The 25658-nt window shown below is 68.6% G+C and carries 24 protein-coding genes; 12 read left to right on the top strand and 12 right to left on the bottom strand.

The window, feature by feature from the left end; translation table 11 throughout:
* Positions 1–13 precede the first annotated feature (13 nt).
* On the top strand, positions 14–1543 hold the full coding sequence (locus ACI3KU_RS05530) for a ferredoxin--NADP reductase (protein ID WP_404921296.1): 1530 nt from the start codon (positions 14–16) through the stop codon (positions 1541–1543).
* Between the two features lie 335 nt (positions 1544–1878).
* On the opposite strand, the gene aspS is transcribed toward ACI3KU_RS05530, so the two are convergent.
* The 3 genes from aspS to ACI3KU_RS05515 form a co-directional block, all read right to left on the bottom strand.
* Complete coding sequence (gene aspS / locus ACI3KU_RS05525; RefSeq protein WP_404921295.1) at positions 1879–3669, bottom strand: aspartate--tRNA ligase; 1791 nt, start codon at positions 3667–3669, stop codon at positions 1879–1881.
* A 248-nt stretch (positions 3670–3917) separates the two neighbouring features.
* Positions 3918–5465 carry a sensor histidine kinase gene (locus tag ACI3KU_RS05520; RefSeq protein ID WP_404921294.1) on the bottom strand — a complete coding sequence of 516 codons (1548 nt, stop codon included), beginning with the start codon at positions 5463–5465 and terminating at the stop codon, positions 3918–3920.
* Positions 5462–6190 carry a response regulator transcription factor gene (locus tag ACI3KU_RS05515; protein WP_404921293.1) on the bottom strand — a complete coding sequence of 243 codons (729 nt, stop codon included), beginning with the start codon at positions 6188–6190 and terminating at the stop codon, positions 5462–5464. Before ACI3KU_RS05515 ends, ACI3KU_RS05520 begins: the two co-directional genes overlap by 4 nt.
* Before the next feature lie 179 nt (positions 6191–6369).
* On the opposite strand from ACI3KU_RS05515, the gene ACI3KU_RS05510 reads away from it, so the two are divergent.
* The 3 genes from ACI3KU_RS05510 to ACI3KU_RS05500 all read left to right on the top strand — a co-directional run bounded on the left by ACI3KU_RS05510 (position 6370) and on the right by ACI3KU_RS05500 (position 9700).
* Positions 6370–7875: an ABC transporter permease gene (locus tag ACI3KU_RS05510; protein ID WP_404921292.1), complete on the top strand. Its 1506-nt coding sequence runs from the start codon at positions 6370–6372 to the stop codon at positions 7873–7875.
* A gap of 21 nt (positions 7876–7896) precedes the next feature.
* Positions 7897–8622, top strand: coding sequence for an ABC transporter ATP-binding protein (locus ACI3KU_RS05505; protein ID WP_404921291.1), 726 nt, complete (start codon positions 7897–7899; stop codon positions 8620–8622).
* Between the two features lie 73 nt (positions 8623–8695).
* Positions 8696–9700: a CorA family divalent cation transporter gene (locus tag ACI3KU_RS05500; protein ID WP_404921290.1), complete on the top strand. Its 1005-nt coding sequence runs from the start codon at positions 8696–8698 to the stop codon at positions 9698–9700.
* 673 nt (positions 9701–10373) lie between these two features.
* Here ACI3KU_RS05500 and ACI3KU_RS05495 read toward each other — a convergent pair.
* From ACI3KU_RS05495 to ACI3KU_RS05465, 7 genes are all read right to left on the bottom strand, one after another.
* The gene (locus tag ACI3KU_RS05495; protein ID WP_404921289.1) at positions 10374–11867 is read right to left on the bottom strand and encodes a hypothetical protein; all 1494 of its coding nucleotides are present in this window, start codon (positions 11865–11867) and stop codon (positions 10374–10376) included.
* Complete coding sequence (locus ACI3KU_RS05490) at positions 11864–12160, bottom strand: hypothetical protein (protein ID WP_404921288.1); 297 nt, start codon at positions 12158–12160, stop codon at positions 11864–11866. Before ACI3KU_RS05490 ends, ACI3KU_RS05495 begins: the two co-directional genes overlap by 4 nt.
* Entirely contained in the window at positions 12157–12954 is a 798-nt protein-coding gene (locus ACI3KU_RS05485) for an ABC transporter ATP-binding protein (protein WP_404921287.1), read from the bottom strand. The genes ACI3KU_RS05490 and ACI3KU_RS05485 overlap by 4 nt, the downstream gene beginning before the upstream one ends.
* 17 nt (positions 12955–12971) lie before the next feature.
* Positions 12972–13232 carry a hypothetical protein gene (locus tag ACI3KU_RS05480; protein WP_404921286.1) on the bottom strand — a complete coding sequence of 87 codons (261 nt, stop codon included), beginning with the start codon at positions 13230–13232 and terminating at the stop codon, positions 12972–12974.
* A gap of 208 nt (positions 13233–13440) precedes the next feature.
* A complete protein-coding gene (gndA, locus tag ACI3KU_RS05475; RefSeq protein WP_404921285.1) occupies positions 13441–14895 on the bottom strand; it encodes an NADP-dependent phosphogluconate dehydrogenase in 1455 nt (484 codons plus the stop codon).
* A gap of 79 nt (positions 14896–14974) precedes the next feature.
* Positions 14975–16375: a glucuronate isomerase gene (gene uxaC / locus ACI3KU_RS05470; protein WP_404921284.1), complete on the bottom strand. Its 1401-nt coding sequence runs from the start codon at positions 16373–16375 to the stop codon at positions 14975–14977.
* Positions 16372–17424: a LacI family DNA-binding transcriptional regulator gene (locus tag ACI3KU_RS05465; RefSeq protein ID WP_404921283.1), complete on the bottom strand. Its 1053-nt coding sequence runs from the start codon at positions 17422–17424 to the stop codon at positions 16372–16374. The genes uxaC and ACI3KU_RS05465 overlap by 4 nt, the downstream gene beginning before the upstream one ends.
* A gap of 225 nt (positions 17425–17649) precedes the next feature.
* On the opposite strand from ACI3KU_RS05465, the gene ACI3KU_RS05460 reads away from it, so the two are divergent.
* Genes ACI3KU_RS05460 through ACI3KU_RS05435 form a run of 6 tightly spaced genes read left to right on the top strand, consistent with a single transcriptional unit; the run spans position 17650 to position 23406 of the window.
* Complete coding sequence (locus ACI3KU_RS05460) at positions 17650–18495, top strand: sugar phosphate isomerase/epimerase family protein (RefSeq protein ID WP_404921282.1); 846 nt, start codon at positions 17650–17652, stop codon at positions 18493–18495.
* Positions 18492–19613 (top strand): Gfo/Idh/MocA family protein, encoded by a 1122-nt coding sequence (locus ACI3KU_RS05455; RefSeq protein ID WP_404921281.1) that lies wholly within the window; start codon positions 18492–18494, stop codon positions 19611–19613. Before ACI3KU_RS05460 ends, ACI3KU_RS05455 begins: the two co-directional genes overlap by 4 nt.
* Positions 19610–20470, top strand: a complete 861-nt coding sequence (locus tag ACI3KU_RS05450) for a sugar phosphate isomerase/epimerase family protein (protein ID WP_404921280.1) — start codon at positions 19610–19612, stop codon at positions 20468–20470. Before ACI3KU_RS05455 ends, ACI3KU_RS05450 begins: the two co-directional genes overlap by 4 nt.
* Before the next feature lie 29 nt (positions 20471–20499).
* Positions 20500–21675, top strand: coding sequence for a mannitol dehydrogenase family protein (locus ACI3KU_RS05445; protein WP_404921279.1), 1176 nt, complete (start codon positions 20500–20502; stop codon positions 21673–21675).
* A gap of 1 nt (position 21676) precedes the next feature.
* Entirely contained in the window at positions 21677–22915 is a 1239-nt protein-coding gene (manD, locus tag ACI3KU_RS05440) for a D-mannonate dehydratase ManD (protein WP_404921278.1), read from the top strand.
* A complete protein-coding gene (locus tag ACI3KU_RS05435; protein WP_404921277.1) occupies positions 22912–23406 on the top strand; it encodes a gluconokinase in 495 nt (164 codons plus the stop codon). Before manD ends, ACI3KU_RS05435 begins: the two co-directional genes overlap by 4 nt.
* A gap of 51 nt (positions 23407–23457) precedes the next feature.
* On the opposite strand, the gene ACI3KU_RS05430 is transcribed toward ACI3KU_RS05435, so the two are convergent.
* Positions 23458–23580: a hypothetical protein gene (locus ACI3KU_RS05430; protein ID WP_404921276.1), complete on the bottom strand. Its 123-nt coding sequence runs from the start codon at positions 23578–23580 to the stop codon at positions 23458–23460.
* Between the two features lie 205 nt (positions 23581–23785).
* On the opposite strand from ACI3KU_RS05430, the gene ACI3KU_RS05425 reads away from it, so the two are divergent.
* Positions 23786–24367: a 50S ribosomal protein L25/general stress protein Ctc gene (locus tag ACI3KU_RS05425; protein ID WP_404921275.1), complete on the top strand. Its 582-nt coding sequence runs from the start codon at positions 23786–23788 to the stop codon at positions 24365–24367.
* Between the two features lie 103 nt (positions 24368–24470).
* The gene (gene pth, locus ACI3KU_RS05420; RefSeq protein WP_404921274.1) at positions 24471–25055 is read left to right on the top strand and encodes an aminoacyl-tRNA hydrolase; all 585 of its coding nucleotides are present in this window, start codon (positions 24471–24473) and stop codon (positions 25053–25055) included.
* 32 nt (positions 25056–25087) lie between these two features.
* On the opposite strand, the gene ACI3KU_RS05415 is transcribed toward pth, so the two are convergent.
* Positions 25088–25658 (bottom strand): hypothetical protein (locus ACI3KU_RS05415; RefSeq protein ID WP_404921273.1); only part of this gene is annotated, 571 nt, incomplete at its 5' end.

Below are 25658 nucleotides of genomic sequence, written 5' to 3'. Positions count from 1 at the left end.
TTCAGGAGCCCCCATGAGAGCACTCCTCGCCTCTATCCGCACGCGGATCCTCGCGGTGCTGGGGCGGGTCGGCATGTATCGACTCGTCCTGCTCGCGCTGATCCTGCTCACGGCGATCGCCTTCGCGGTCTCCTTCACCGGGCGCGTGGTGGCGACGCCGAGCTCCCTCGCGCTGTCGGCGCTCGTTCTGCTGGTGTCGGTCGGCGTCGTCGATGTGATCGGTCACGCCATCATCCGTCGACCGCTGCGGCTGGAGTCGGGGGCCATCACCGCCCTCATCCTGCTGTTCGTGCTGTTTCCCACGACCGATCCGGCGGGACTCGCGGTGCTTGCGCTGGCGGGCGCGGCGGCGAGCGCGTCGAAGTTCCTTCTCGCGCCGTGGGGCCGGCACCTGCTGAACCCGGCGGCGTTCGGTGCCGCTCTCGTCACCGTGACCGGGCTCGGGTCCTCGATGTGGTGGGTCGGCACTCCGCAGCTGGCCGTCGCCGTCCTCGTGCTGGGTCTCGTCGTCGTGTGGCGGGCGGAGAAGTTGCGCGTCGCTCTGCTCTTCATCGTTGTGGCGATCGTGGTGGGCTCGGTCCGCGGACTCATCACCGCCGCCCAGTTCGGACTGGCGCAGACGCCCGGTCAGATCGTGTGGACGGCCGTGGCGTCCTCTCCCGTGTTGTTCGCGGGCTTGTTCATGATCACCGAGCCGTTGACTCTCCCGTCCCGGCGTCGCGACCAGATCATCGTGGCGCTCGTCGCGGGCGCGCTCGCCGGCTGGCCGTTCGCCCTCGGGTCGTTCGTGATGTTCCCCGAAGTCGCGATCCTGGTCGGCAACCTTGTGGGCTTCGCGCTCGCCTTCCGCGCCCGCCGCGGTGTGGGCCTCACTCTCGCCTCGCGACGCCGTGTCACGCCCTCCATCGAAGAGGTCGTGCTGCGTCCGAGCACGCCGATCGTGTTCATTCCGGGCCAGTACCTGGAGCTGGAGGTACCACACCGCCGGTCGGACGCGCGCGGCACCCGGCGGGAGTTCAGCATCGTGTCGCGACCCGGGGAGGACGTGCGCATCGCCTATCGCGTTCCGGACGGGCGTCAGTCCTCGTTCAAACAGGCTCTGGGCGCGCTCGATGCGGGAGCGCGCGTCTCGACCACCGGTGTGCACGGCGACTTCACGCTGCCCGCCGGCGACGCGCCCGTGCTGCTCGTGGCGGCCGGCATCGGCATCACCCCGTTCGTGTCCCAGCTGCGCAGCGAACCCCAGCGTGACGCCGTGCTGCTGTACGTCGTCTCGTCGATCACCGAACTCGCCTACACGGAAGAGATCGCGGCGACAGGTGCGCGCGTCATCGTCGTGGCACGGGATGCGTCCGCGCACAGCGTGCCCGCAGGATGGGAGACGATCACGGATCGGCTCACGGCAGCGTCGCTGCCGTCGCTGGTGGGCGACCTGGGCTCTCGCCACGCGATGATCTCGGGCCCCCCGCGGCTGATCGCCGAGCTGGCTCCGGCGTTGTCGGACGCCCGCTCGGTCCGCACCGACGCCTTCGCCGGCTACTGAGCCGGCATTCCGGTTTGCTGAGCGAGCGCAGCAAGACGAAGTGCGCGCTGCACCCGCGGGGGGCGCCGACCGGTTCCTGACTGACCCGCGCCGGATCAGCGTGTCGGCGGGCCGCGCGATGTCGCGAAACGAGGAGATTGTCGCGAACGGAGGACCAGAGGATCCGCGGCAGTCGTCTTACGCGCATATGTCCTCGTTTCGGAACAGCGTCACGACACTTCGGCAGCGCTGCGTGACGGCCCCGTTCCGACACCACGGCGGCGACGCGTGTGCCGGAGGCCCACGCATGACGAAGGCCGGGCCCCGTGGGGACCCGGCCTTGTCGTAACGCGGGATCAGGCGTCGGCTACAGCCTTGTCCGCCTTGGCCTCATCAGGCTTGGCGTCCACACCCGCCTCCTTGCGCTGCAGCGCGGTGATCGGGGCCGGGGCCGCGGTCAGCGGGTCGTACCCACCGCCGGTCTTCGGGAACGCGATGACCTCGCGGATCGAGTCCTCGCCGGCCAGCAGCGAGACCACGCGGTCCCAACCGAACGCGATGCCGCCGTGCGGGGGAGCGCCGTACTTGAAGCCCTCCAGCAGGAAGCCGAACTGCTCGGCGGCCTGCTCCTCGGTCACTCCCATGATCGTGAAGACGCGCTCCTGCAGTTCGCGATCGTGGATACGGATGGATCCACCGCCGATCTCGTTGCCGTTGCAGACGATGTCGTACGCATACGCGAGGGCAGAACCCGGGTCGGTGTCGAAGGTGTCGTGGAACTCCGGCTTGGGGGACGTGAAGGCGTGGTGCACAGCGGTCCACGAACCGGCACCGACGGCCACGTCACCAGAGGCGACAGCGTCGGCGGCGGGCTCGAACATCGGAGCATCGACGACCCACACGAACGCCCAGTCGCCGTCCTTGATGAGGCCGGTGCGGTGACCGATCTCGACGCGGGCTGCCCCGAGAAGCGCGCGGGTGGGCTTTGCCTCGCCGGCACCGAAGAAGATGCAGTCGCCCGGGGCGGCGCCGACGGCCTCGACGATGTTCGCCGACTCCCACTCGGTCAGGTTCTTCGCGACGGGACCCGTGAGGGTTCCATCCTCCTGCACCAGCACGTACGCGAGGCCCTTGCCGCCGCGCTGCTTGGCCCACTCCTGCCAGCCGTCCAGCTGACGGCGTGCCTGCGAGGCACCGCCGGGCATCACGACGGCACCGACATACGGCGACTGGAAGACGCGGAACTCGGTGTTCGCGAAGAAGTCCTTCAGCTCCACGAGCGGCAGACCGAAGCGCAGGTCGGGCTTGTCCGAACCGTAGAGGCGCATCGCCTCGTGGTAGGTGATCCGCTCGATCGGGGCGTCGATGGAGACTCCGATCAGCGCCCACAGACGCTTCACGATCTCCTCGCCCAGCGCGATGATATCGTCCTGCTCGACGAACGAGGCCTCGATGTCGAGCTGCGTGAACTCGGGCTGACGGTCGGCACGGAAGTCCTCGTCGCGGTAGCAGCGAGCCAGCTGGAAGTACTTCTCGACGCCGCCCACCTGCAGCAGCTGCTTGAACAGCTGCGGGGACTGCGGCAACGCGTACCACTTGCCGGGAGCCAGACGCGCCGGAACGATGAAGTCGCGCGCGCCCTCGGGCGTCGAGCGGGTCATCGTAGGCGTCTCGACCTCGAGGAAGCCGCTGTCGTAGAGGAAGTCGCGAGCGACGCGGTTCGCCTCGGAGCGCAGGCGCAGGTTAGCGGCGGGCTTCGCGCGGCGAAGGTCGATGTAGCGGTGCTTCAGGCGGGTCTCCTCGCCGATCTCCGCGTGGTCGTCCAGCTGGAAGGGCAGCGGAGCGGACGTGTTGAGCACCGTCAGCTCGTCGGCGCTGATCTCGATCTCGCCCGTGGGCAGCTCGGCGTTCTCGTTGCCGTCGGGACGGCGCGACACGGTGCCGGTGACGGTGATGACGAACTCATTGCGCAGCGGCGAGAACACCGACTCGTCGTGGACCACGATCTGGGCGATGCCCGAACGATCGCGCAGATCCAGGAAGGCGACTCCGCCGTGATCGCGGCGACGGGCAACCCAACCCGCAAGGGTGACGGTCTGTCCGATGTGCTCAGCGCGGAGGGTTCCCGCGTCATGCGTGCGCAGCACGATTGTCCTTTCTCTGCGGCGCGGTATCCCCGCGCCCCCTCGATCCTACCGGCCCTCATCCGCCCATCCCTGCGGAGGTCCGCCGCCGAACCACCACCCACCCACCGCGAGACTTCTGGCTGTGGGCGACAATCGGCGCGTTGCGGTGATTCTCGCCCACAGACGGAAGCCTCGCGGGATCCATCAGCCCCGCAACCGCCACAGCCGAGAGCGGATCACACCTGCGCGAGAGAGGCCGGATGCGGGGGTCAGTCCGCGAGCGAAGGCGGGGGAGCGGCGTTGGTGCCGGCGACCGGCACCAACGGCAGACGCAGCGTGAACGTCGTGTCGCCGGGCTCACTCGCGACCGAGAGCGAGCCGTGATGAGCATCTGCGATGGCTCGGGCGATCGAGAGTCCCAGCCCGGTGCCGCCGGTCTTGCGTGCGCGGGAGCGGTCGGCCCGCGAGAAGCGCTCGAACAGCTCATCGCGCACCGCCGGATCGATACCTGGACCGTTGTCGTGCACCGTGATCACGGCGTCGTGATCCTCGCGATGAAGGCCGAGCTCGACGGTTGTGCCCTCCGGAGTGTGCGTTCGGGCATTGGCCAGCAGGTTCGTGACGACCTGCGCGATGCGTCCGGCATCGCCGCGCACCATCACCGACTCGCCCTCGACGTCCACGCTCCACACGTGATCGCGGCCGGCGGCCCGGGCATCCGAGACCGCGTCGATCACGAGCGGTGTGAGGTCAACCTCGCCGACGACGAGCTCCTGACCCTCATCCAGTCGAGCCAACAGGAGCAGGTCCTCGACGAGAGTGGTCATGCGAATCGACTGCGCCTGGATCCGCTCCAGTGCCGCGGTCGTAGTCTCCGGGTTCTCAGACGAGCGCAGCGAGAGCTCCGAGTAGCCGCGGATGGACGCGAGCGGCGTGCGCAGCTCATGGCTGGCATCGGCGACGAAGCGTCGCATCAGCTCCTCATTGCGCGCGCGGGACTGCAACGATGCGTCGACGTGGTCAAGCATGGTGTTCAGCGCGGCACCCACACGGCCCACTTCGGTGTGATCGTCCACGGAATCCTGGGCGACACGATCGGTGATCGCAACCCGGCCCTCGTCGAGCTTCAGATGCGCCACCTGCTCGGCCGTGGCCACCACCTCGCGCAGCGGCCGCAATCCGGAGCGGATCACCAGCACGGTGGCCAGAGCGAGGATGATGAGCCCGCCGATCGTGACGATCGCCACGGCCCACAGCAGAATCGTGACCTGCTCGTCGACGCTGGAGACCGACAGGCCGATCAGGCCGCTGACCTGCACGTTAGGGATGAAGATCGCGGTGACGCGATAACTGCCCCCGCCGTCGATGTGAACGTCCACCGTGTTGCGCGGCTGTGGTCGATCCGCGGTCGTCAGACGAGCGACCGCATCGCGGATGCCACTCGTGACGGCCGCGGAATCCAGCGTGGTGATGCTCTCCTCGCCGACCACGGCACCGTTGTACGAGGCTCCGTCGGGGTCGGGGAGGATCAGGAGGGTGCCGGGCTGAGCGTGCACCCCGGCGAGGATCTGGGCGGGGTCGGTGTATCCCTGGAAGATCGCGGTCGCGATCTGGCCGGAGGTGCGATCCGAGGTGCTCTTCACCCGGTCGCTCAGCTGCTGGTCCAGCGTCGTGCGCAGCACGACACTGACGACGATGGCGACGAGGATGAGCAGCACCGAGACGATGCTCAGCACGGTGGCCATCAGCCGCGTCTGCAGGGTCCAATGCCGACGCGGCGCCGTGGCCCGCGGCTGTGCCGCGTCGGTCGTGGTCACTGCGGTGCCTTGACCATGTAGCCCACGCCGCGAACGGTGTGGATGAGCGGGTCCTTGCCGGCATCGATCTTCTTGCGCAGGTAGGAGATGTACAGCTCCACCACGCTGGAGCGGCCACCGAAGTCGTAGTTCCACACGCGATCGAGGATCTGCGCCTTGGAGACGACGCGCCGCTGGTTGCGCATCAGGAAGCGCAGCAGCTCGAACTCGGTGGCGGTCAGCTCGATCTCCTCGTCGCCGCGCATGACCTCGTGGCTGTCCTCGTTGAGCGACAGATCCGCCACGCGGAGGATCGGCTCGGCTTCGGCGGACAGCGCGGTGCCCGCACGACGCATCAGCGCGCGCAGGCGCGCAACCACCTCTTCGAGGCTGAACGGTTTGGTGACATAGTCGTCGCCGCCCGCGGTGAGCCCCGCGACGCGGTCGCCGACGGCGTCCTTCGCGGTGAGGAACAGCACCGGTACCTCGTTGCCGGACTGGCGCAGACGCTGCAGCACGCCCATGCCGTCGAGGTCCGGCATCATGATGTCCAGCACCATGGCGTCCGGGGTGAAATCGCGAGCGAGAGTGAGCGCCTCGAGGCCGGAAGCGGCCGTCTTGACGTCCCAGCCCTCCATGCGAAGCGCCATGGAGAGCAGGTCGGTGAGCATCTGTTCGTCGTCGACGACGGCGACGCGGACCGGTGAGCCGTCGGGCCGGGTGAGTGCGGAAGTCGTGTGTGCCATGTCGGTATTCTGCGCGCCAACCTATGCAATTCCTGTGGAGCGCCCTATGTCCTCGCTGTGAGTGCGCGGAGCGAGAGACATAGGTTCCTCATAACCGCTGCTGGTCGAACGCATGAGGCCGCTCTTTAGCGTCGAAGAGCGCCAGAACACAGCAGGCGCAGAAGCAGACAAGGAGAACGATGTACTTCACGTACCTGCGCCGAGAACTCAGTGGGCGCAAGAAGCAGAGCATCATCGTCGCGATCGGGCTGGCCGTCGCGATCGCGCTGGTGATGGTCGTCAACGCGCTGTCGGGCGGCGTGAGCCAGGCGCAGGCACAGGCGCTGTCCAGCGTCTACGGCGTGGGCACGGACCTCACGGTCACGGGTGCGGCGGCCGAGCCCGGCGAAGGTCAGCGCGGACAGCGGTTCGACTTCGGATCCGGCGCGGGGGACACCACCGACGGCACCACGTCCCTCAGCTCGTCCCGACTGATGACGGACATGATGCGGGGGTCGCTCGACGCATCCACCGTCACGACCGTCGCGGACACCGACGGAGTGGCTGCGGCGACCGGCACGCTCAGCCTCACCAACACCACCTTCACCGGCGAGCTTCCCGACTTCTCACAGATGCAGCAGAACCAGGGCGACGCCACCACGACCGACGGCGGGGCAGGCACCGGTCAAGGCACCCCAGGGGCGATGCCGCCGCAGGGTGGTCCGGACGGCGCCGGCGGCAGCAGCTTCGACGTCGACAGCTTCAGCGTCCTCGGCGTGGATCCCGCGGCGACGACCGTGGGCCCGCTGTCTTCCGTGACCCTCTCCGACGGGCGTCTGCTCACTTCTGACGACAACGACGCGGCGGTCGCGGTGGTCGATGCCACCTACGCGACGTCGAAGGAGATCACCGTCGGCAGCACGATCGATGTCGGCGGCACCGACGTCGAGGTCGTCGGTATCGTGGCCTCGGGGTCCTCGGAAGCGGAAACCGCCGCCGACGTCTTCCTGCCGCTGACCACCGCGCAGACCCTCTCCGAAGCCGGCGAGGTCGTCTCCACCGTCTACGTGCAGGCCACCTCCGCGAGCGAGATCGGCACGGTGCAGACCGCGCTCGCGGCCGCGCTCCCGGAAGCAACCGTCAACTCCCAGTCGGACCTCGCCGAGACCGTGAGCGGATCGCTCTCCAGCGCCACCTCGCTGATCACCAACCTGGGCCTCTGGCTGTCGATTCTGGTGTTGGCGGTCGCGCTGCTGCTGGCGGTGCTGCTGACCGTGAGCGGCGTCACGCGGCGCACTCGTGAGTTCGGCACGCTGAAGGCCATCGGCTGGTCGGATGCTCGCGTGGTGTCCCAGGTCGCGGGCGAGTCTCTCGTGCAGGGACTGATCGGCGGGGTGATCGGCATCGTGCTCGGTCTTGCCGCGATCATCACGATCAACGTGATCTCGCCCACGATCTCCTCCGCGCCCGCCACCACCACCGGCCTGGGAGGTCCCGGCGGGCAGGGCGGCTTCCCCGGTGGCGGAGGTGGATTCTCCGGCGCCGCCCAGACGGCGTCGGAGATCACGCTGTCCGCACCGATCACGCTGTGGGTGATTCTCGCGGCGGTGGGCGTCGCCGTCCTCGGCGGACTGGTCGCCGGGGTCTTCGGCGGGTGGCGTGCCGCCCGTCTCAGCCCGTCCGAGGCGCTGCGCGCCGTCAACTGACTTCCCCTTCAGGAGCACATCATGAGCATGACCCAGACCACGACCCCGGACGCCGCGATCGAGCTTCCGCGCCCGATGTTCCGCCTCTCCGACGTCAGCCGCATCTACCGGCAGAAGGGGCGGGAGATCACCGCCCTGCGCAGCACCACCCTGGAGATCGCCGAGGGCGAGTTCGTCACCATCCAGGGACCGACCGGCGGTGGCAAGTCGACGCTGCTGCAGATCCTCGGCGCGCTGGATCGCCCGACCACGGGCGACGTGCAGATCGGAGACTCCGAGGTCGCTCGCGCCAGCAGCCGGCGACTGACCGACGTTCGGGCGCAGGAGATCGGCTTCGTTTTTCAGGCCTTCAACCTGATCCCCACTCTCACCGCGCACGAGAACGTGGACATGGCGCTGGAGCCACTGCATCTGACTGCCGCGGAGCGTGGGCAGCGGGTACGGGAGGCGCTGGAGCATGTCGGTCTCGCGGATCGGGCCGACCACGGGCCGAGTGAGCTGTCCGGCGGCCAGCAGCAGCGCGTGGCTATCGCGCGGGCGATCGTGAAGCGGCCGCGCGTGCTGCTGGCAGACGAGCCCACCGGAAACCTCGATGAGAGCATGCGCGACGAGATCCTCGACGCGCTGCAGCGACTGCATGCCGAGGGGCTCACCCTGGTGGTCGTGACGCATGACTCCGCCGTCGCCCGCCGGGCCACCCGTCGCCTGCGTCTGGAGAACGGCGTGGTGCGCGATATCACCCGCTGAAGCGATGGATGAGGGTGCGGCGACGCGCCCTCATCCCTCTGCTCCGCGCGTCTGAGGCGCGTAGGGTGTGCCCATGCTCGACGTGCAGACCTACATTGATGGTGTGGCCCAGGCCGCGGACGACTATGCCGATGCGCTCGCCGCCGCGACTGCGGGCAACGGGGTGGTCTGGGCTGATCTGCTGCTCGACGATGATGAGGCGCTGACGGAAGTGGCCGCCGCGCTCAGATGGCACGAGGTGATCCCGGCGACGCTTCGCCAGGCGCATAAGCGGGCGAAGCTGGAGCACACGAAGTCGGCCACGGTGCTCGTGCTGCTCCCCGCTCGATACCTGGACGAGCCCGAGGAAGTGGAGCTGTCGAGCCTCGCCATCGTGATCGGCCCGGCGAGCGTGGTGACTCTCCGAGGTGCGGACTGGATCGATGTCGGTGCCGCCCGGGAGTTCCTCGCCGCGCATCCGATTGCCGCCGGTGCGGGTCCCTACGGCATCACGTGGGGAATCTGCGAGACGGTCCTCACCAGCAGTGCCCCGGTGATCGAGGGTGTGGAAGAGGACATCGACGAGATCGAGGAACAGCTCTTCGCCGCGGACGCGACCGACGTGTCGCGGCGCATCTTCGCTCTGCAACGCGAGCTCGTCCGCCTGCAGCACGCCTCATCTCCCGTGCCCGAGATGCTCGACGCTCTGGGCGACTCGCTGCCCACCGAGGCGGCGCTCCTGCGCTCGGCTTATCGCTCGGCGTCTGATCACGCCGAGCACGCTCATGGACGGGTGGTGGGATTCCGCCAGACGCTCGACAATGCGCTGTCCGTCCATGCGACGCTGGTCGGGGAGCAGAGCAACGCCGAGATGGCGAAGATGACCGAGTTCTCCATTCGGCAGAACGATCAGGTGAAGAAGATCTCATCGTGGGCCGCCATCGGATTCGCCCCTTCGCTCATCGCCGGCATCTACGGCATGAACTTCCACACCATGCCGGAGCTCGCCTTCCCCTGGGGATATCCGGCGGCGCTCCTGCTGATGCTGGGAGTGGGCGCTGCGCTGTACGGGGTCTTCAAACGGCACGACTGGCTCTGATCGGCGCCGAGCACGCAACGCCGCGCGCAGCGCAGCGCCGTCTCCCACGGGGATGAGGAGCGCGGCGGCGTGGGCGAGTGCCACCAGAACGGCGAAGACGACAGGAAGCGGAGCGAGGGTGGCGACGGGAAGCAGCATCGCGGCGATGAGGACCGGCGCGGCAGCGCCGGCCGCCACGATCGCCGCGTCACGGCTGGGGCCTCCGCTCGGGCGCACGAGATGGCAGGACGGACCGCGGACGACGAGGATCCCCGGTGCGTCGCGGGGGAGGACGATGCGAAACGCTGCGACATGACCTGCTTCGTGGATCAGCACCGAGCACAGACATACCAGGGCCACCGTGCCGACGGCGAGGAGAGCGGTCACCGCGGCCACGATCCCGATTGCGACCGCTGCCAGCGCGAGCGCCAGCAGCGGTGCCATGCCGGCGACATTGTGGGTGATCGACGCCCGCACGGCTCGCCCACAACCGGCGGGAAGCGGACGGACAGCGGTGTGCCACCACGGCGGCAGCCGGATCCACCACGCGCCGACCTTCATCCGGATGACCGTGGAGACCAGTCCGAGATCGGTGGCGAGCGCGTCGTGCGCGGAGTCGTCGGGAATCCTGACAGCCCATCCCGCATGGACGAGGTGACTGTCGGCGCGCTGTACCCCCGGGGTCAGGACCCGATCACGACGCACGCAGCTCATGAACGCCTCGTCCGCGGTCGGCGATCAATGCGTAACCGCCGGCGAACAGCGCGATGGCCGCGATCGTCAGACCGACCTCCGCGCCGGGGAGGACATCGCTCGACACCCAGGTGATGCCGAGTGACACCAGAAGATACATCACGGCGAGGACGAACCCACCGGCCGTGGCCGACAGCGGCTGCTGCTCGCTGTAAGGAACCAGCGAACCGGCCACCAGCGCGGCGACGGTGGCGAGCAGACACCGCAGAGCCGTGGCTCCGATGTTCTCCGGCGGGAGCAGACCCGCCGCGGTCGCGATGATCGCGAGCGGCACGGCGAGCAGGGCAGGCACCACCGTGTAGGCGATCAGCCGCGCCCCGAGGTGGGCTCCGGCTCCCGCACCCGCCGTGCGGGCGATCCAGCCGAACGCGGCGGTGCGTCCGACCGCGTAGAGAGCGAGCATGAAGGGGAGTACCACGACGGCAGCGGACAGCGACGGTGCGAGCATCGCGACGACGGGGTGCCGAGCGGCCGCCCAGAGCCCGGCCATCGCGACGGGTGCGAGCAGTGTCACCGTGAGGAACTGCGGGCTGCGCATCGCGATGAGTGACTCTGCCCACAGGTGTCCCCAGAACGGCGTCAGCGCTGCCGGCCGGGTTCCGCGGGGGAGCGTCGGGCGCTTCGACGATGCGGCGGCCACGCGAGTGCGCGATGCCGCCCACATCAGTGCGCCGGCGGCGAGGATCCACAGCACGGGGAGCACAGCGTCGATCGGGACGAAGCCGTCGGCGAAACCCGCGAAGGCGCGATGCGGAAGTAGGTCCATCGGCTCGCGCGCCGTCCGATCCGATGGCTGGGTGGCGAAGATGTCCGGGATGGCGGCCGCCATCGCGGCACCCAGAGTGAGGGTCCCCGCGATCGCGATGCCGTACTGGTGGGGCAATCTCAGTGCACTGGCGGCGCTGTGTAGCAGCGTCATGAGGGCGGTGCACAGCACCAGCGTGGTGATGAGCATGACCAGGTACAGCCCGACTGCCGCTGCCCTCGCTGCGGGCTCGGGATTGAGCCGAACAAGCACGAGCCCGCCGCTGGTCGAGAGCGCAGCCGTGTACGCCAGACTGATGGCGAACGTGGGCAGGAGCTGACCGAGGCGCGCCTGCGCCCTCCCGACCGGCAGCAGGTCCATCAGATTCTGCAGCGCCGTGCGCGGCGGGGCGGATGCTCCCACGGCCACGGCGATCGCCGCCGCGGTGATGGTTCCGCCGCCGAACGAGCTGCGGAGCATGGAGGTGCGCAGCTCGGGCGGCACCTCACTGACGACCTGGCCGGCGGCGATGAGGGCGAGCATCGCGCCCAGCGCGGCGGCCAGAACTCCGGAGATGACGACTCCCACGATCACCTGACGCGTCGAGGAGTGCGTCACTCGTGCGACGTCGCGGATCCACAGAGTGAGGGTGGCGCGCGCCACCTCACCGATCGCCGTCCGGGTTGTCATGGCGCGTCCGACGTCCGCCGCGCTCGCCGGAGCACCGCCGCCGTGCTGAGTGCCGTGTACAGCGCCGCGATCACGAGCGCCGCGACAATCATTCCCACGAAGTTCGGATCGATGTTGATGGCCGCGGCGCCGTTTTCGGTGGTGATCCAGGCGTCGATGATCCCCGGGAGGACGACTCGGGTGCTGCCGACGAAGGCGGCCACCAGGCAGGCGGCCACGGCGATGAACACGCTGCTGAACCCGATGACGACACCGGCGATGGCGTGCGAGATGATGCGGAGGGCGGTGCTCATCTGCTGGTCTCTTTCTGTCGGAAAGCGATGGACATCGCTGCGGCTCGTTGGGTGGCGGTCTCGGCCCGTCCGGTGGCCGTCATGAACACGTTCTCCAATGTGACCGCACCAGGGTGCGCTCGAATCAGCTGTTGTGGAGAACCGGTGGCGACCGTGCGGCCTGTGGAGAGGATCGTCACGCGGTCGCAGTCCCGCTCGGCACGGAGCATATCGTGGGTGGCGATGAGCACGGCGCGGCCCGACGCAGCGAATGCGGTGATGAGCGTGCGCAGTGTGGCGGATGCCTCCGGATCCAGACCGCGGAACGGCTCGTCCAAGATCAGGAGGTCCGGATCATGCATGGTCGCGGCGATGAGCTGGACCTTCCGCTGCATGCCGTGCGAGTACTCCGCCACCGGGCGATCGAGCGCGTCATCCAGTCCGAGCAGCTCGGCGAACTCTGCGGCACGGTCTCGGTCATCGCGCCCCCGCAGAGCATCGTGGAAGGTGAGCAGCTCGCGCCCGGTGAGCGCCTCGGGGAGCGGAAGGTCATCGGGTGCGAAGCCGAAGCTTCGCCGACTGCGCTTGTCGAGGATGCCGACACCGTCGATGGTGACGGATCCGGTGTCGGCGGCGATGAGACCGGTGATGACGTGGAGGCAGGTTGTCTTCCCGGATCCGTTCGGACCGAGCAGACCATGGATCTCACCGGGGCCGACCTGCAGGGAGAAGTCGGCCAGCACCGGCGTGCGCCGGTAGCTCTTGCCGATGCCTCCTACCTCCAGGATCACGCCGGATCGGGTTTCTGCTGCCACCACGTCATCACCCCGCATCAGTTCGCGCAGTAGAGTTTCCAGACCCCACCGGTGGTCCAGCTCGGCATGCTGAGAGCGGGCCAGCCACCCTGCCAGCGGCAGTACGCGAACCACGCGGCCATGAGCCCCATCATGATGATGACGGCGATGGCGATGATGATCAGCCAGACGGCGCGATCCTGGCGGACGGTGAGGTAGCGGTGCATCCTCATCTCACCCCCGACGATCGCCTCCAGCATCGCTGTGGAAATTCGGTCATTCACATCCGCTGTGGACATGGCTATCTCCCTTGATAGGTGTTTTCCGTGGATGCGTGGGGTGGGGTGTTTGGAACATTAGCAAGGCCTCGCATATATGGCACGAGATCAGGCATGAGGGTGTTCTCACGCGGATATCGGGCACGCGAGAAACCCAAACAAGTCCGAGAAACCCCGCAATGCGGGGTTTCTCGGACTTGTTTGGGTTTCTCGCGACGTGCGCCGTGGATCAGTGCGTGTCTTCGGCCTCGACCTCGGAGCGATCGGCGGACCACAGCGTGTGGAACGTGCCGGGCTTGTCGGTGCGGCGGTAAGTGTGTGCGCCGAAGAAGTCGCGCTGGCCCTGGATCAGAGCGGCGGGGAGGCGCTCGGCGCGCAGGCCGTCGTAGTACGCCAGCGAAGAGGAGAACGCCGGTGCGGGGATGCCGGACTGGGTGGCGGCGACCACCACGCGACGCCAGGCCTGCTGAGCGCGCTCCAGGGCCTCGACGAAGTACGGCGCCGTCATCAGGACCGGCAGCTCTTCACCCGAGCGGTACGCGTCGGTGATGCGGTTCAGGAACTGTGCGCGGATGATGCAGCCGCCGCGCCAGATCTTCGCGATCTCGCCGAGGTCGATGTTCCAGTCGTACTCGGCGGCACCCGCGCGGATCTCGTCGAAGCCCTGTGAGTACGCCACGATCTTCGACGCGTACAGCGCCAGACGGACGTCTTCGATGAAGGCGGCGTCGTCGTCGGTGGCCAGCGGCTCAGCCGAGCTCGGCAGCACGCCGGCGACATCGCGCTGCTCGCGGTGCGAGGACAGCGAACGCGCGAACGTCGCCTCGGCGATGCCCGACACCGGGGTGCCGAGGTTTAGCGCGGTCTGCACGGTCCATGCGCCGGTGCCCTTCGCGCCCGCCTCGTCCACGATCACATCGACGAGCGGCTGCCCGGTGGCGGCGTCGACCTGGCGCAGCACCTCGGCGGTGATCTCGATCAGGTAGCTCTCCAGCTCACCGGTGTTCCACTCGGCGAACACATCGGCGATCTCCGCCGGCGTCTTGCCGGTGCCGCGGCGGATCAGGTCGTAGGCCTCCGCGATGAGCTGCATGTCGGCGTACTCGATGCCGTTGTGCACCATCTTCACGAAGTGGCCCGCACCGTCGTGACCCACGTGCGTGACGCAGGGCTCGCCCTCGGCGACCGCCGCGATCGAGCGCAGAATCGGACCCAGGGTGATCCAGGACTCGTCGGAGCCGCCCGGCATGAGCGACGGGCCCTTGAGCGCGCCCTCCTCGCCGCCGGAGACGCCCATGCCCACGAAGTGCACGCCCGTCTCGCGGACCGCGTGCTCGCGGCGGATGGTGTCGGTGAACAGCGCATTGCCGCCGTCGATGATGATGTCGCCCGGCTCGAACACCTCGAGCAGCGACTCGATCACGGCGTCGGTGGGGCGGCCGGCCTTGACCATGATGATCGCGGTGCGCGGAGTCTGCAGGGACGCCGCGAATTCGGCGTAGTCCTTCGCCGGGATGAAGCCGGCCTCCGGGTGCGTCTCGATGAGGTCGGCGGTCTTCTCGTAGCTGCGGTTGAACACGGCGACCGTGTTCCCCTCGCGGCTGGCGAGGTTTCGCGCGAGGTTCGATCCCATGACGGCCAGGCCGACGACGCCGATGTTGGCACGAGGAGTGGTTTCAGGCACGCAATTGCTCCAGACGTGAAAGGTGGATTTTCAGGCTACCGCGCCCGCAGGCGCGGACTCGGTGATGTGACGGTCGCCGTCACAGGCGGAAGGTGGCGCGCGGGATGTCGTCGACCAGCCGTCGGGCGACGCAGAACGCGGTCTCCTCGTCCAGGCGGTGCTCCACGACGAGCTCGGCGAGGTAGCGGGCGTCAACGCGGCGGGACATGTCGTGGCGAGCCGGGATCGAGCAGAAGGCACGCGTGTCGTCGATGAAGCCGCTGGTCTTGGTGAACCCGGCACTGTCGGTGATGGCCCGCCGATAGCGCAGGATGGCGTCGGGCGTGTCGATGAACCACCAGGGCGCGCCTGCGAAGACGCTCGGATAGAACCCGGCGAGCGGACCGATCTCTCGGCTGAACGACGTCTCATCCACCGTGAACAGCACCAGACGGAAGGTCTCCGACGTGCCGAAGTCGCGCAGGATCGGTGTGAGCGGCCGGGTGTAGGACGCCACGTCAGGCAGATCGTGTCCGGAGTCCGGCCCGAAGCGGCGCAGCGTGGGTTCGTGGTGGTTGCGGATCACGCTCGGATGCAGCTGCATCACCAGCCCGTCCTCTGCCGCCATCTCCGCCAGCCGGTAGAGCATGCTGCGGCGGTAGGCGATGCCCTCGGCGGCGGTGGCCTCACCCCGCAGCGCGGCGGCGTGGATGCGCTCGGCTTCCGCGTCGGTGAGGAGCTCGGATCCGGTATCGGCGACGCCGGTGTCGGTTGCCGTCCCGCCCGCGGCGCGGAAGGTGTCCCGGCGCGCGCGCAGTGCAGCGAGCAGGCCGGCGTGGGTGTCACACGCGATACCCGCGCTCGCGGCCAGTCGGTCGAGAGCCTCGGGCCAGTCCGCAGCCGTCGGGGTCATGTACCGATCGGCGCGGAAGGTGGGCAGCACACGACCGGTGAACGTCGGATCGGCGGCGAGTCGGGCGTGGGCCTCGAGGTCGTCCGCGGGATCATCCGTGGTGGCGAGCACCTCGATGTTGAACCGGGAGAACAGGGCGCGTGGACGGAACTCGTCGCTCTGCAGCAGAGCGTCGATGTGGTCGTACAGCTCATCTGCATTGGCCGCGGAGGGGTGCTCATCGATGCCGAACACGTCGGCGAAGGTGCTCTCGAACCAGAACCTCACCGGCGTGGCCAGGAAGACATCCCAGTTCGCGCAGAACGCTCGCCACACCTCGCGCGGATCGGCCGGAGCCGGTCCGCGTCCGAGCGAGTCGAGGGAGACTCCGGTCGCGTGCAGGAGTCGCAGCACGTAGTGATCGGGGGTGATCAGCAGGGTTGCGGGATCGGGAAAGGGGGTGTCGTCGGCGAGGAGCGCCGCATCGACGTGTCCGTGCGGGGAGAGAATCGGCGCGGTCCGGACGGACTCGTAGAGCCTCCGGGCGAGATCTCGGGTGGCGACGTCCGCGGGGAAGAGGCGGTCGGGGTGCGGGGACAGCGTTGTCATGACGCTCCAGACGGGGTGGATTGTTCGGTGGGGCTGTGCGGGCCGGTCGAGGACCGGATGGTGAGGTGCGTGGCCAGCAGGACGCCGGTGCGCGCAGGAGCCTGCGGAGCTGTCGGCGAGATCATCTCCATGAGCATCGACACGGCGACGCGGCCGGCCCGCTCGATGGGCGCCGTGAGCGTGGTGAGCGGCGGGGAGCAGAAGTCGGCGCCGAAGATGTCATCGCATCCCACGATGCTCATGTCGTCGGGGACGCGCACGCCTCGTTCGGCGAAGCGGGACAGCATGCCGATGGCGAGGAGGTCGTTGAAGGCGACGCAGGCCGTCGCCCCGGTGTTCAGAGCGGCATCCGCTGCGGCACCGCCGAAGCGGGTGCGTGGTTCGAAGGGACCGATGCGGATGGTCTCGATGCCGAGCCGCTCGCCACTCGAACGCACAGCGCGCCAGCGGATGTCGCTGGCCCAGCTGTTGGTCGGACCCGCGGCGTAGCAGATGCGCCGGTGTCCGAGTGAGACCAGGTGCTCGATCGACTGCTCGAATCCGCGCGGGGTGTCGATGAACACCGACGGGACACCGGCGGTAGGACGGTTGATCACGACCAGCGGGATCTCCTCCGCGAACTCCGCGAGTCGGGCATCCGACAGACGCGGTGCCGCCAGGATCGCGCCGTCGAAGGAGCCACGCATCCGCATGAGCGTGCTCTCCTCGATGCTGGGGTCCTCCTCCGTGTGCACGAGCAGCTGTGAGTAGCCGGCGGTGCGCAGTTCGTGCTGGGTGCCGCGGATGATCCCGAAGTAGAACGGGTTGGTCACATCCGACACGAGGACCGCGACGGCGCCAGTGCGTCCGGAGGCGAGAGCACGTCCTGAGGGACTCGGGGTGTAGTTCAGCTCCTCGGCGATCCGGATGATGCGCTCGCGTGTTTCCGGGTTGCCGCGGCCGGGCGTCGCGAGCGCGCGAGACACAGTGGAGGCGTTGACTCCCGCGGCCGCGGCGACGTCGGCCAGGGTCGCGCGCGGGCCTCGCTGACCGGCGGATTCGGTGGGCATGCGAACACATAACCACACGGTGGCAAAGTTTGGCAAGCGCTTGCGGCATGCTTGCCATGTTCGTACTGTGAGGGCACAGCACTCGCACACTCAAGGGAGAGTTCCGATGAAAGAACGGCATGTTCTGCGGCACACCGTGACCGGTATCTGCGCCGCGCCCGTTGTCGTGCTGTACCTCGTGTTCCACCGCTACGTCGTTGGAGGCCTGACCGCTGGAGGAGTGAAATGACCGAAACGTCACCCGCCTGGACCCTCTCGGGATTCGGCGACGAGATCGATGCAGACCCCGTGCTGCAGGTCGGGGTGCTGCAGGCGCTGGGCGCACGTCACATCGAGGTGCGAAGTGCGTGGGGCGTCAACATCGTCGACCTCTCCGACGAGCAGCTGGGCGACCTGCGCACCCTCCTGGTGGAACGCGGCATGGGGGTGTCTGCGATCGCCTCGCCCATCGGCAAGGTCGACATCTCCCTGCCCGTGGAGCACGAGGTCGCGCGTCTGGGGCGAGCCATCGCCGCGGCGCGGGTGCTGGAAGCTCCCTACATCCGCATCTTCTCCTTCTTCCGCGCGCAGGACCGCACGGCCGAGAGCATCCGCGATGACGTGCTGGTGCGGATGGCGGCGCTCGCCGCACTCGCTGAGCGCGAGGGCGTGACCCTCGTCCACGAGAACGAGAAGGACATCTACGGCGATGTGCCCGAGCGCGTGCTCGACGTGATCGAGTCGGTCGGCTCCGACCGACTGTGCGTGGCCTGGGACAACGCCAACTTCGTGCAGGTGGGCGTTCGTCCGTTCACGGACGGCTACGCGATGCTTCGCCCGCACCTGGAGTATCTGCAGGTGAAGGACGCGATTGCCGCCACCGGCGTGGTGGTTCCCGCTGGTGAGGGCGATGGCGAACTGCTGGAGACCGTCACGGCGCTGCGCGATGACGGATTCACGGGATTCGCCTCGCTCGAACCCCACCTCGCCGATTACAACGCGCTGGGCGGCTTCTCCGGCCCCGCGGCCTTCGGTCGCGCGGGTCGCGCCTTCCGCGCTCTCACCGATCGGATCGGAGTCACGCTGTCATGACCACCCCCTCACCCCTCTCCGTCGCCATCGTCGGCTGCGGGATCATCGGCGTGAACCACGCCCAGGCCATCGCTCGCGTCGACGGACTGCTCGTCACCGCCCTCGTCGACGACGTGCCCGCGATGGCGACCGCGCTCGCGGACCAGATCGAGGCGGAGGTCGGGCACCGTCCTGCCGAGTACGCGCGGATCGAGGATCTGCCCGCGGACGTCGACCTCGTGGCGATCTGCACGCCGAGCGGTACACACGTCGATCTCGCCGAGCGCGCCCTCGCGCGCGACACCCACGTCGTCCTCGAGAAGCCGCTGGACGTGTCGATGGAGCGCGGTCTGCGCTTGGCGCGCGCGGCCGAGGCCGCAGCGGAGCGCGGACTCGTCGTCTCCGTGATCAGTCAGCACCGATACGACCCCGCGGCCGTGGTCGTAGCAGACGCCGCGCACTCCGGCCGATTCGGTCGGGTGACCAGCGCCGTCGCCAGCGTTCCGTGGTGGCGCTCGCAGGAGTACTACGACTCCGGCGCCTGGCGTGGAACCTGGGACCTCGATGGCGGCGGTGCCGTGATGAATCAGGGCGTTCACACGGTCGATCTGCTGGTGTGGTTCCTCGGTCGCCCGGTGGAGATCTTCGCCCAGACCGGGCTGCTCGCCCATGAGCGCATCGAGATCGAAGACGTGGCCACCGCCACGATCCGGTTCGAATCGGGTGCACTCGCCGTCTTCCATGCGACCACTGCGGCTTTCCCGCACGCTCCGGTGCGGGTCGCCGTCTATGGCTCGTCCGGATCCGGCACGGTGGAGGACGACCAGCTGGGCGCCTTCTCCGTGGATGGCGATGAGCGTGACCGCAGTGCAGACGCTGTCCCCGCAGGCGAGCGCGTCGGCGATGAGAAGGAAGCCGACAGCTTCGCCGAGGCCCACGCCCGGCAGTACCGCGATGTTCTCGCGGCGATCCGCGAGAAGCGGGCCCCCTGCGTCGGCGTCCCGGAGGCGCTGCTGTCACTGGCCGTCGTGCGCGCGATGTATGTGTCGGCGACCAGCGGCGAGCCGGTCCGCATCGACGCGATCCTCACCGGAGAGCTGAGCGATGCCGATGTCCGCACCGGAGGGGTGATCGCATGAGGTTCTCCGTCTTCACCGCCTCGACGCCGGACTGGACTCCCGAGGAAGCGGCACATAACATCGCGGCCCAGGGCTGGGACGGGATCGAGTGGCGCATCACCGACCAGCAGGAGGCGGCATCTCCGGGCTTCTGGGCGGGCAACCGCTCCACGTGGCCGCTGACGGGGCTGGAGGATTCGCTGTCGGACATCGCCCGGATCACCGCCGAATCCGGGCTGGCCATCAGCGGCCTCGGCGGCTATGCGCAGTCCTCGAACGCCGTCGATGTCGAGCGCATGCTGCGCGCGACCGCGGCGCTGGGTGCCGGTCAGGTTCGCGTCACCATGCCCTCGAACGATGTGGCCGACTACCGTGCGGTCGCGGACCGCACGCGCGCAGAGCTCGCCGATCACACGGCGCTGGCCGCGGAGCTGGGCGTCAAGGTGCTCATCGAACTGCACCATCAGACGATCACTCCCTCCGCCTCTGCCGCGATGCGGATCATCGACGGGTTCGATCCGGAGCATATCGGCGTGATCCACGACCTCGGAAACCTCATCATCGAGGGCAACGAGCTCACGCGTGCCGCGCTGTCGATCCTCGGCGATCACCTCGCGCACGTGCACGTGAAGAACGCGGTCTGGAAGCCGACCGGCGAGGTCGGGCCGCACGGCGACGTGCGCTGGGCAGCCGAGTGGGCGTCGTTGCGCGGCGGTCAGGCCAGCGTGCCCGACTACTTCCGCGCGCTGCGCGAGTTCGGCTACGACGGCTGGGTGACGCTGGAGGACTTCACGACCGATCTCCCGCTGGCGGATCGCCTGCGCGACTCGCTTGCTCTGTTCCACGCCTTGTGCGACGAGCCCGCCGATGCCGTATGAGGGCTCGCGACAGCCGGCCACCGGTTCGCGTGGCTCACCTCGGGCTCGGTGCCTTCCACCGCTCCCACCAGGCGTGGTACACCCAGCGGGCCAATGAGGCAACGGCGGGCGACGGGTGGGGCATCGCCTCGTTCGGCTCCCGGTCGCGGGAGCTGGCCGACGCGCTGCGGACGCAGGACGGTGTCTACACGCTGCTGGAGCGCTCGGCGGACGGCGATGCCGCGACGGTGATCGAGTCCATCACGGCCACCGGGTTGGCCGGCGGCGACGCCTGGGTCGAGGTGATCGCGAACGCGGATGTCGAGGTGCTCACCGTCACGGTGACGGAGGCCGGGTACGTCACGGGCGCGCTGCCTCCCGCGCGCATCGCCGCGGGGCTTGCCGCCCGGCGCCGATCCGGTGGGGGCGCGCTGAGCATCGTCAGCTGCGACAACCTGCTCGGCAACGGGCAGGCGCTGCGCCCCGCCGTGCTTGCCGCGGCGGGCGATGACGCCGGGTGGGTCGTGGAGAACGTCTCGTTCGTCGACACGGTGGTGGACCGGATCACGCCGGCCGTCACCGACGACGATGTCCGAGCCGTTCGCACGCTGACCGGTGCGGATGACCGGGTTCCCGTGGTCTGTGAGCCGTTCTCGGAGTGGGTCATCGCCGACACGTTCGCCGCCGGACGGCCGGCATGGGAGAGCGCAGGAGCGGTGATCGCCGCAGACGTGACGCCGTACGAGGAGCGCAAGTTGTGGCTGCTCAATGCCGGGCACACCTTCCTCGCCGCCGCCGGGCGTCTCGCGGGCTACGCAACCGTCGACCAGGCGTTCGCGGATCCGGCGCTTCGTGCCGAGACCGAAGCGCTGTGGGCCGAGCAGCGCGTCACGATCGATCTCGCCGCCGACGATGTCGATGCCTGGCTCGAACAGCTACGCACTCGCTTCGACAACCCGCGGATCTCCCACCGGCTGGAGCAGATCGCGCGGGGGAGCGAGCACAAGATCGGCCCGCGCCTGCTGGTACCGCTGCGAGCGCGCGAACGCGCGGGCCTCGCCGCGGGCGACGCCCAGCTCAACGCCATCGACACCTGGGTGCGCTCGATCGTCGAGCTCACCCCGCCCGACGACGCGGCCGCCGCGCTCGCCACCGACCTGCGGACGCACTCGTCCGCATCCCAACGCACCGAGGTGCTGCGCCGTTTCGCAGCAGAAGGAGACTGACATGATCATCGATCGCGCCGAAGTGATCGTCACCAGCCCGGGTCGCAACTTCGTGACCCTCAAGCTCACCACCGATGACGGCATCACTGGGCTCGGAGATGCGACGCTGAACGGTCGTGAACTCGCCGTGGTCGCGTACCTGACCGAACACGTAGTGCCCCTGCTGCAGGGGATCGATGCCCATCGCATTGAAGACACCTGGCAGTTCCTCTACCGCAGCGCCTACTGGCGTCGCGGTCCCGTGACCATGGCGGCGATCGCCGCGGTGGACATGGCGCTGTGGGACATCAAGGCCAAATCCGCGGGGCTGCCGCTGTACCAGCTGCTGGGCGGCGCGAGCCGTCGGGGACTGCTTGCCTACGGGCACGCGTCCGGCACGAACATCCCCGAGTTGTTCGACTCGATCCGCGCGCACCAGGAGCAGGGATACCGGGCCATCCGCGTGCAGACCGGCGTCCCCGGGTTGAAGGCCATCTACGGCATCGCCTCGCAGGCCGCCGACGCAGGTGGCGGCGATGCCCGATACGACCACGAGCCGGCGCGACGCGGGGCGAAGCCGGTGGAGGAGGACTGGGACACCCGCGCGTATCTCCGCCACCTGCCCGGTGTCTTCGAAGCCGTGCGCAACGAGTTCGGTCCCGACCTCCCGCTGCTGCACGACGGCCATCACCGGATGACGCCGATCCAGGCGGCCAAGCTCGGCAAGTCTCTGGAGCCGTACGACCTGTTCTGGCTGGAGGACTGCACGCCTGCGGAGAATCAGGAGGCCCTCCGCCTCGTGCGCCAGCACACCACCACGCCCCTGGCGATCGGGGAGATCTTCAACACCGTGTGGGACTTCAAGGACCTCATCCGCGATCAGCTCATCGACTATGTTCGAGGTGCCGTCACACACATGGGCGGCATCAGCCCCCTGAAGAAGACGGTGGACTACGCGGCGATGTACCAGATCAAGTCGGGCTTCCACGGCCCCACCGACATCTCGCCCGTCGGCATGGCCGCGCAGATGCATCTGGGGCTCGCGATCCACAACTTCGGCATCCAGGAGTACATGCAGCACTCCGAAGCCACCGACCAGGTGTTCGAGCAGTCGTTCACCTGGCAGGACGGTCTGCTCCACCCCGGTGACCAGCCCGGTCTCGGCGTCGAGCTGAACCAGGATGAGGCGGGCAAGTACCCGTACGAGCAGGCCTACCTGCCGTTCAACCGACTGGCCGATGGGACGGTGCACGACTGGTGACAACTCCGCAGGTGTGCGTGATGGGGGTGTCCGCGTCGGGAAAGTCGACCGTGGGCGCTCTCCTCGCGGCCGAGCTCGGCATCCCCTTCATCGACGGCGACGACCTTCATCCCGAGGCGAATCGTCGCAAGATGGCCGCGGCCACGCCGCTCACCGACGATGATCGGTGGCCGTGGCTGGACGTGGTGGGGGAGACGTTCGCTGCTCACTCCGGCGACGGGGTGGTGATCGCCTGCAGCGCGCTGCGCCGCGTGTATCGCGACCGCATCCGCGCGATCGCCCCGGACGTGCACTTCGTGCTGCTGGACGGTTCGCCCGAACTGCTGGCCCAGCGCGCCGCGGCTCGAACCGGTCATTTCATGCCACCCGCGCTGCTGCAGTCGCAGCTGGACACCCTCGAGCGTCCGGACGCCGATGAGCGAGCGAGCGTGGTCGACGTCGCCGAGCCCGTCGACACGCTTATCGCCCGCGTGGTACGCGACCTGCGCTGACGCGGAAACGCCACAGGCCGCCGTCATCGACGGCGGCCTGTGGCGTTGTCATCAGTCCTTGCGGTAGCTCGAGCGGCCCATCGAGAACATGGCGCCGATCGCGCCCACGATGCCGAGGCCGGTCAGAGCGAGAATCGCCCAGAAGACGATGTGGGTGACGTCAGCGGCAGTCATGCGCACTCCTCCAGATTCGGTGTGGTTTCCACGCTACCGGCTCGTCGGGTAAGATGGTGAATCGGCCTCGGCGAGGGACGCATTCGTGCGTCCGTGATCGACGTGGTGAGTGGCCCTCCCCGGGACGCCTCCACGCTCGCTTCCCCCGTGTCGAGGCTCCAACACAGACCACCACACGACTTCGTGTGCTTGAAGGAGAACCACTATGTCTGACGACAACAAGGTCATCGCGGAGCTCCGCACCAGCTTCGGCAAGGGTTTCGCCCGCCGTCTGCGTGCGGCCGGCAAGATCCCCGCCGTCATCTACGGTCACGGCACCGACCCCGTGCACGTCGCGCTGCCGGGTCACCAGGTCAGCCTGATCATCCGCAAGGCGAACGCGCTGCTGCACCTTTCGGTCGACGGCACCGACCACCTGACCCTGGTCAAGGACGTTCAGAAGGACCCGGTGCGCCAGATCATCGAGCACATCGACCTGCTCGTGGTGGCGAAGGGCGAGAAGATCGCCGTTGACATTCCTGTCGTGCTCGTCGGCGAGTCCGCTCCCGGCACCCTGGCCAACCTGGATGCGGTCAGCATCTCGCTCGAGGTCGAGGCCACGCACATCCCCGAGAGCGTCGAGGTCTCCGTCGAGGGACTCGAGGACGGCGCGCACATCACCGCCGCCGACCTCACCCTGCCGAAGGGTGCATCGCTGCTCGCAGACCCCGAGACGTTGATCGTCGCCGTGGCCGCCCAGGGCGGCGACGCGTCCGACGAGGCTGCCGCTGAGGGAGCTGCCGAGTAATTTCGGATTCTCGACAGAGGGGGTGCGCGTCGCGCACCCCCTCTGTTCTTCTGTCGGCGCTTCGCCCTGACAGACTGGATGCGCGCTATTCGGGGGAGGGAACATGGCCGACACCTGGCTGATCGTGGGACTCGGAAATCCGGGACCGCAGTACGAGGCGACCCGTCACAACATCGGGCAGATGGTGATCGATGAGCTCGCCGCGCGCCGCGGTGAGCGCTTCGGCGCGCACAAGGCCGGCGCGCGCGTGTCCGAGACCTGGCTTCGCCCGGGAGCGGCGAAGCTCATTCTGGCGAAGCCGAACTCCTTCATGAACGTGTCCGGCGGTCCGGTCTCCTCGCTCGCGAAGTTCTACAGCATCGAACCCGATCATGTGGTCATCATCCACGACGAGCTGGACATCCCGTTCGACTCCGTGAAGCTCAAGGTGGGCGGCGGCCACGGTGGTCACAACGGTGTGCGCGATGTGGCCAAGGCGCTCGGGACTGCCGACTTCCCGCGCGTGCGGGTGGGGATCGGCCGTCCGCCCGGACGACAGGATCCCGCTGACTGGGTGCTCTCGCCCTTCCCCGCTGGGCAGCGTCAGGAACTGGCGATGCTGGTGGCCGATGCCGCCGATGCCGTCGAGATGACGGTGGAGGACGGGCTTCTCGCCGCCCAGCAGCGTTTTCACGCGCCGCGGGACTGACGTCGCGTCGCGTCGAGTCGAGTCGAGTCGAGTCAGAGCGTCGTGCCGATGACCAGGCCGAGGAAGACAGCACCCGAGAACACCGGGAGCCCGAGGAAACCGAGGACGATCGCCCAGATGCCGCGTCCTCGACCGCGTCGCTGAGCGGCCGCGACGAAGCCCAGCACGATGGCGAGAATGCCGAGCACCGTGCCGACGTAGAACGCCACCTCGGCGAGAAGCTCCCACTCCGCCACCGGGGTGAGCCACGCCAGGCTGTCGGTGATGTCCGCGCCCGTGGCTGCGAACTCCAGGAATGCCGGGCTGATCCGCACCGCGGCGATGCCCGCGGTGATCGGTGCGCCGAGGGCGGCGATGAGGCCGAGCACGAGAGCGACTGCACCGAGCCTTCCCGAGCGCGGGCCGAGCGGATTGTCCAATCCGCTGCCATACGCGGCGTTCACCTGCTGCGTCCACGGCGATGCGTAGGGCTGCGCCATTGCGCCGGGGTTGAGCTGCGGGCCCGCGGGGTGCGCTGCGGGCGCTGCGTACCCGGGTGCGCCCGGGTACGCAGGCGCTGCTCCATAGGCGAGGGCAGGGGCCGGGGGGACGGTGCCGTAGGCC

Origin of the sequence: Microbacterium sp. ZW T5_56, assembly GCF_044987425.1 — a bacterium.
GTDB lineage: Bacteria > Actinomycetota > Actinomycetes > Actinomycetales > Microbacteriaceae > Microbacterium.
This window is presented reverse-complemented; position numbering and strand designations above follow the sequence as displayed.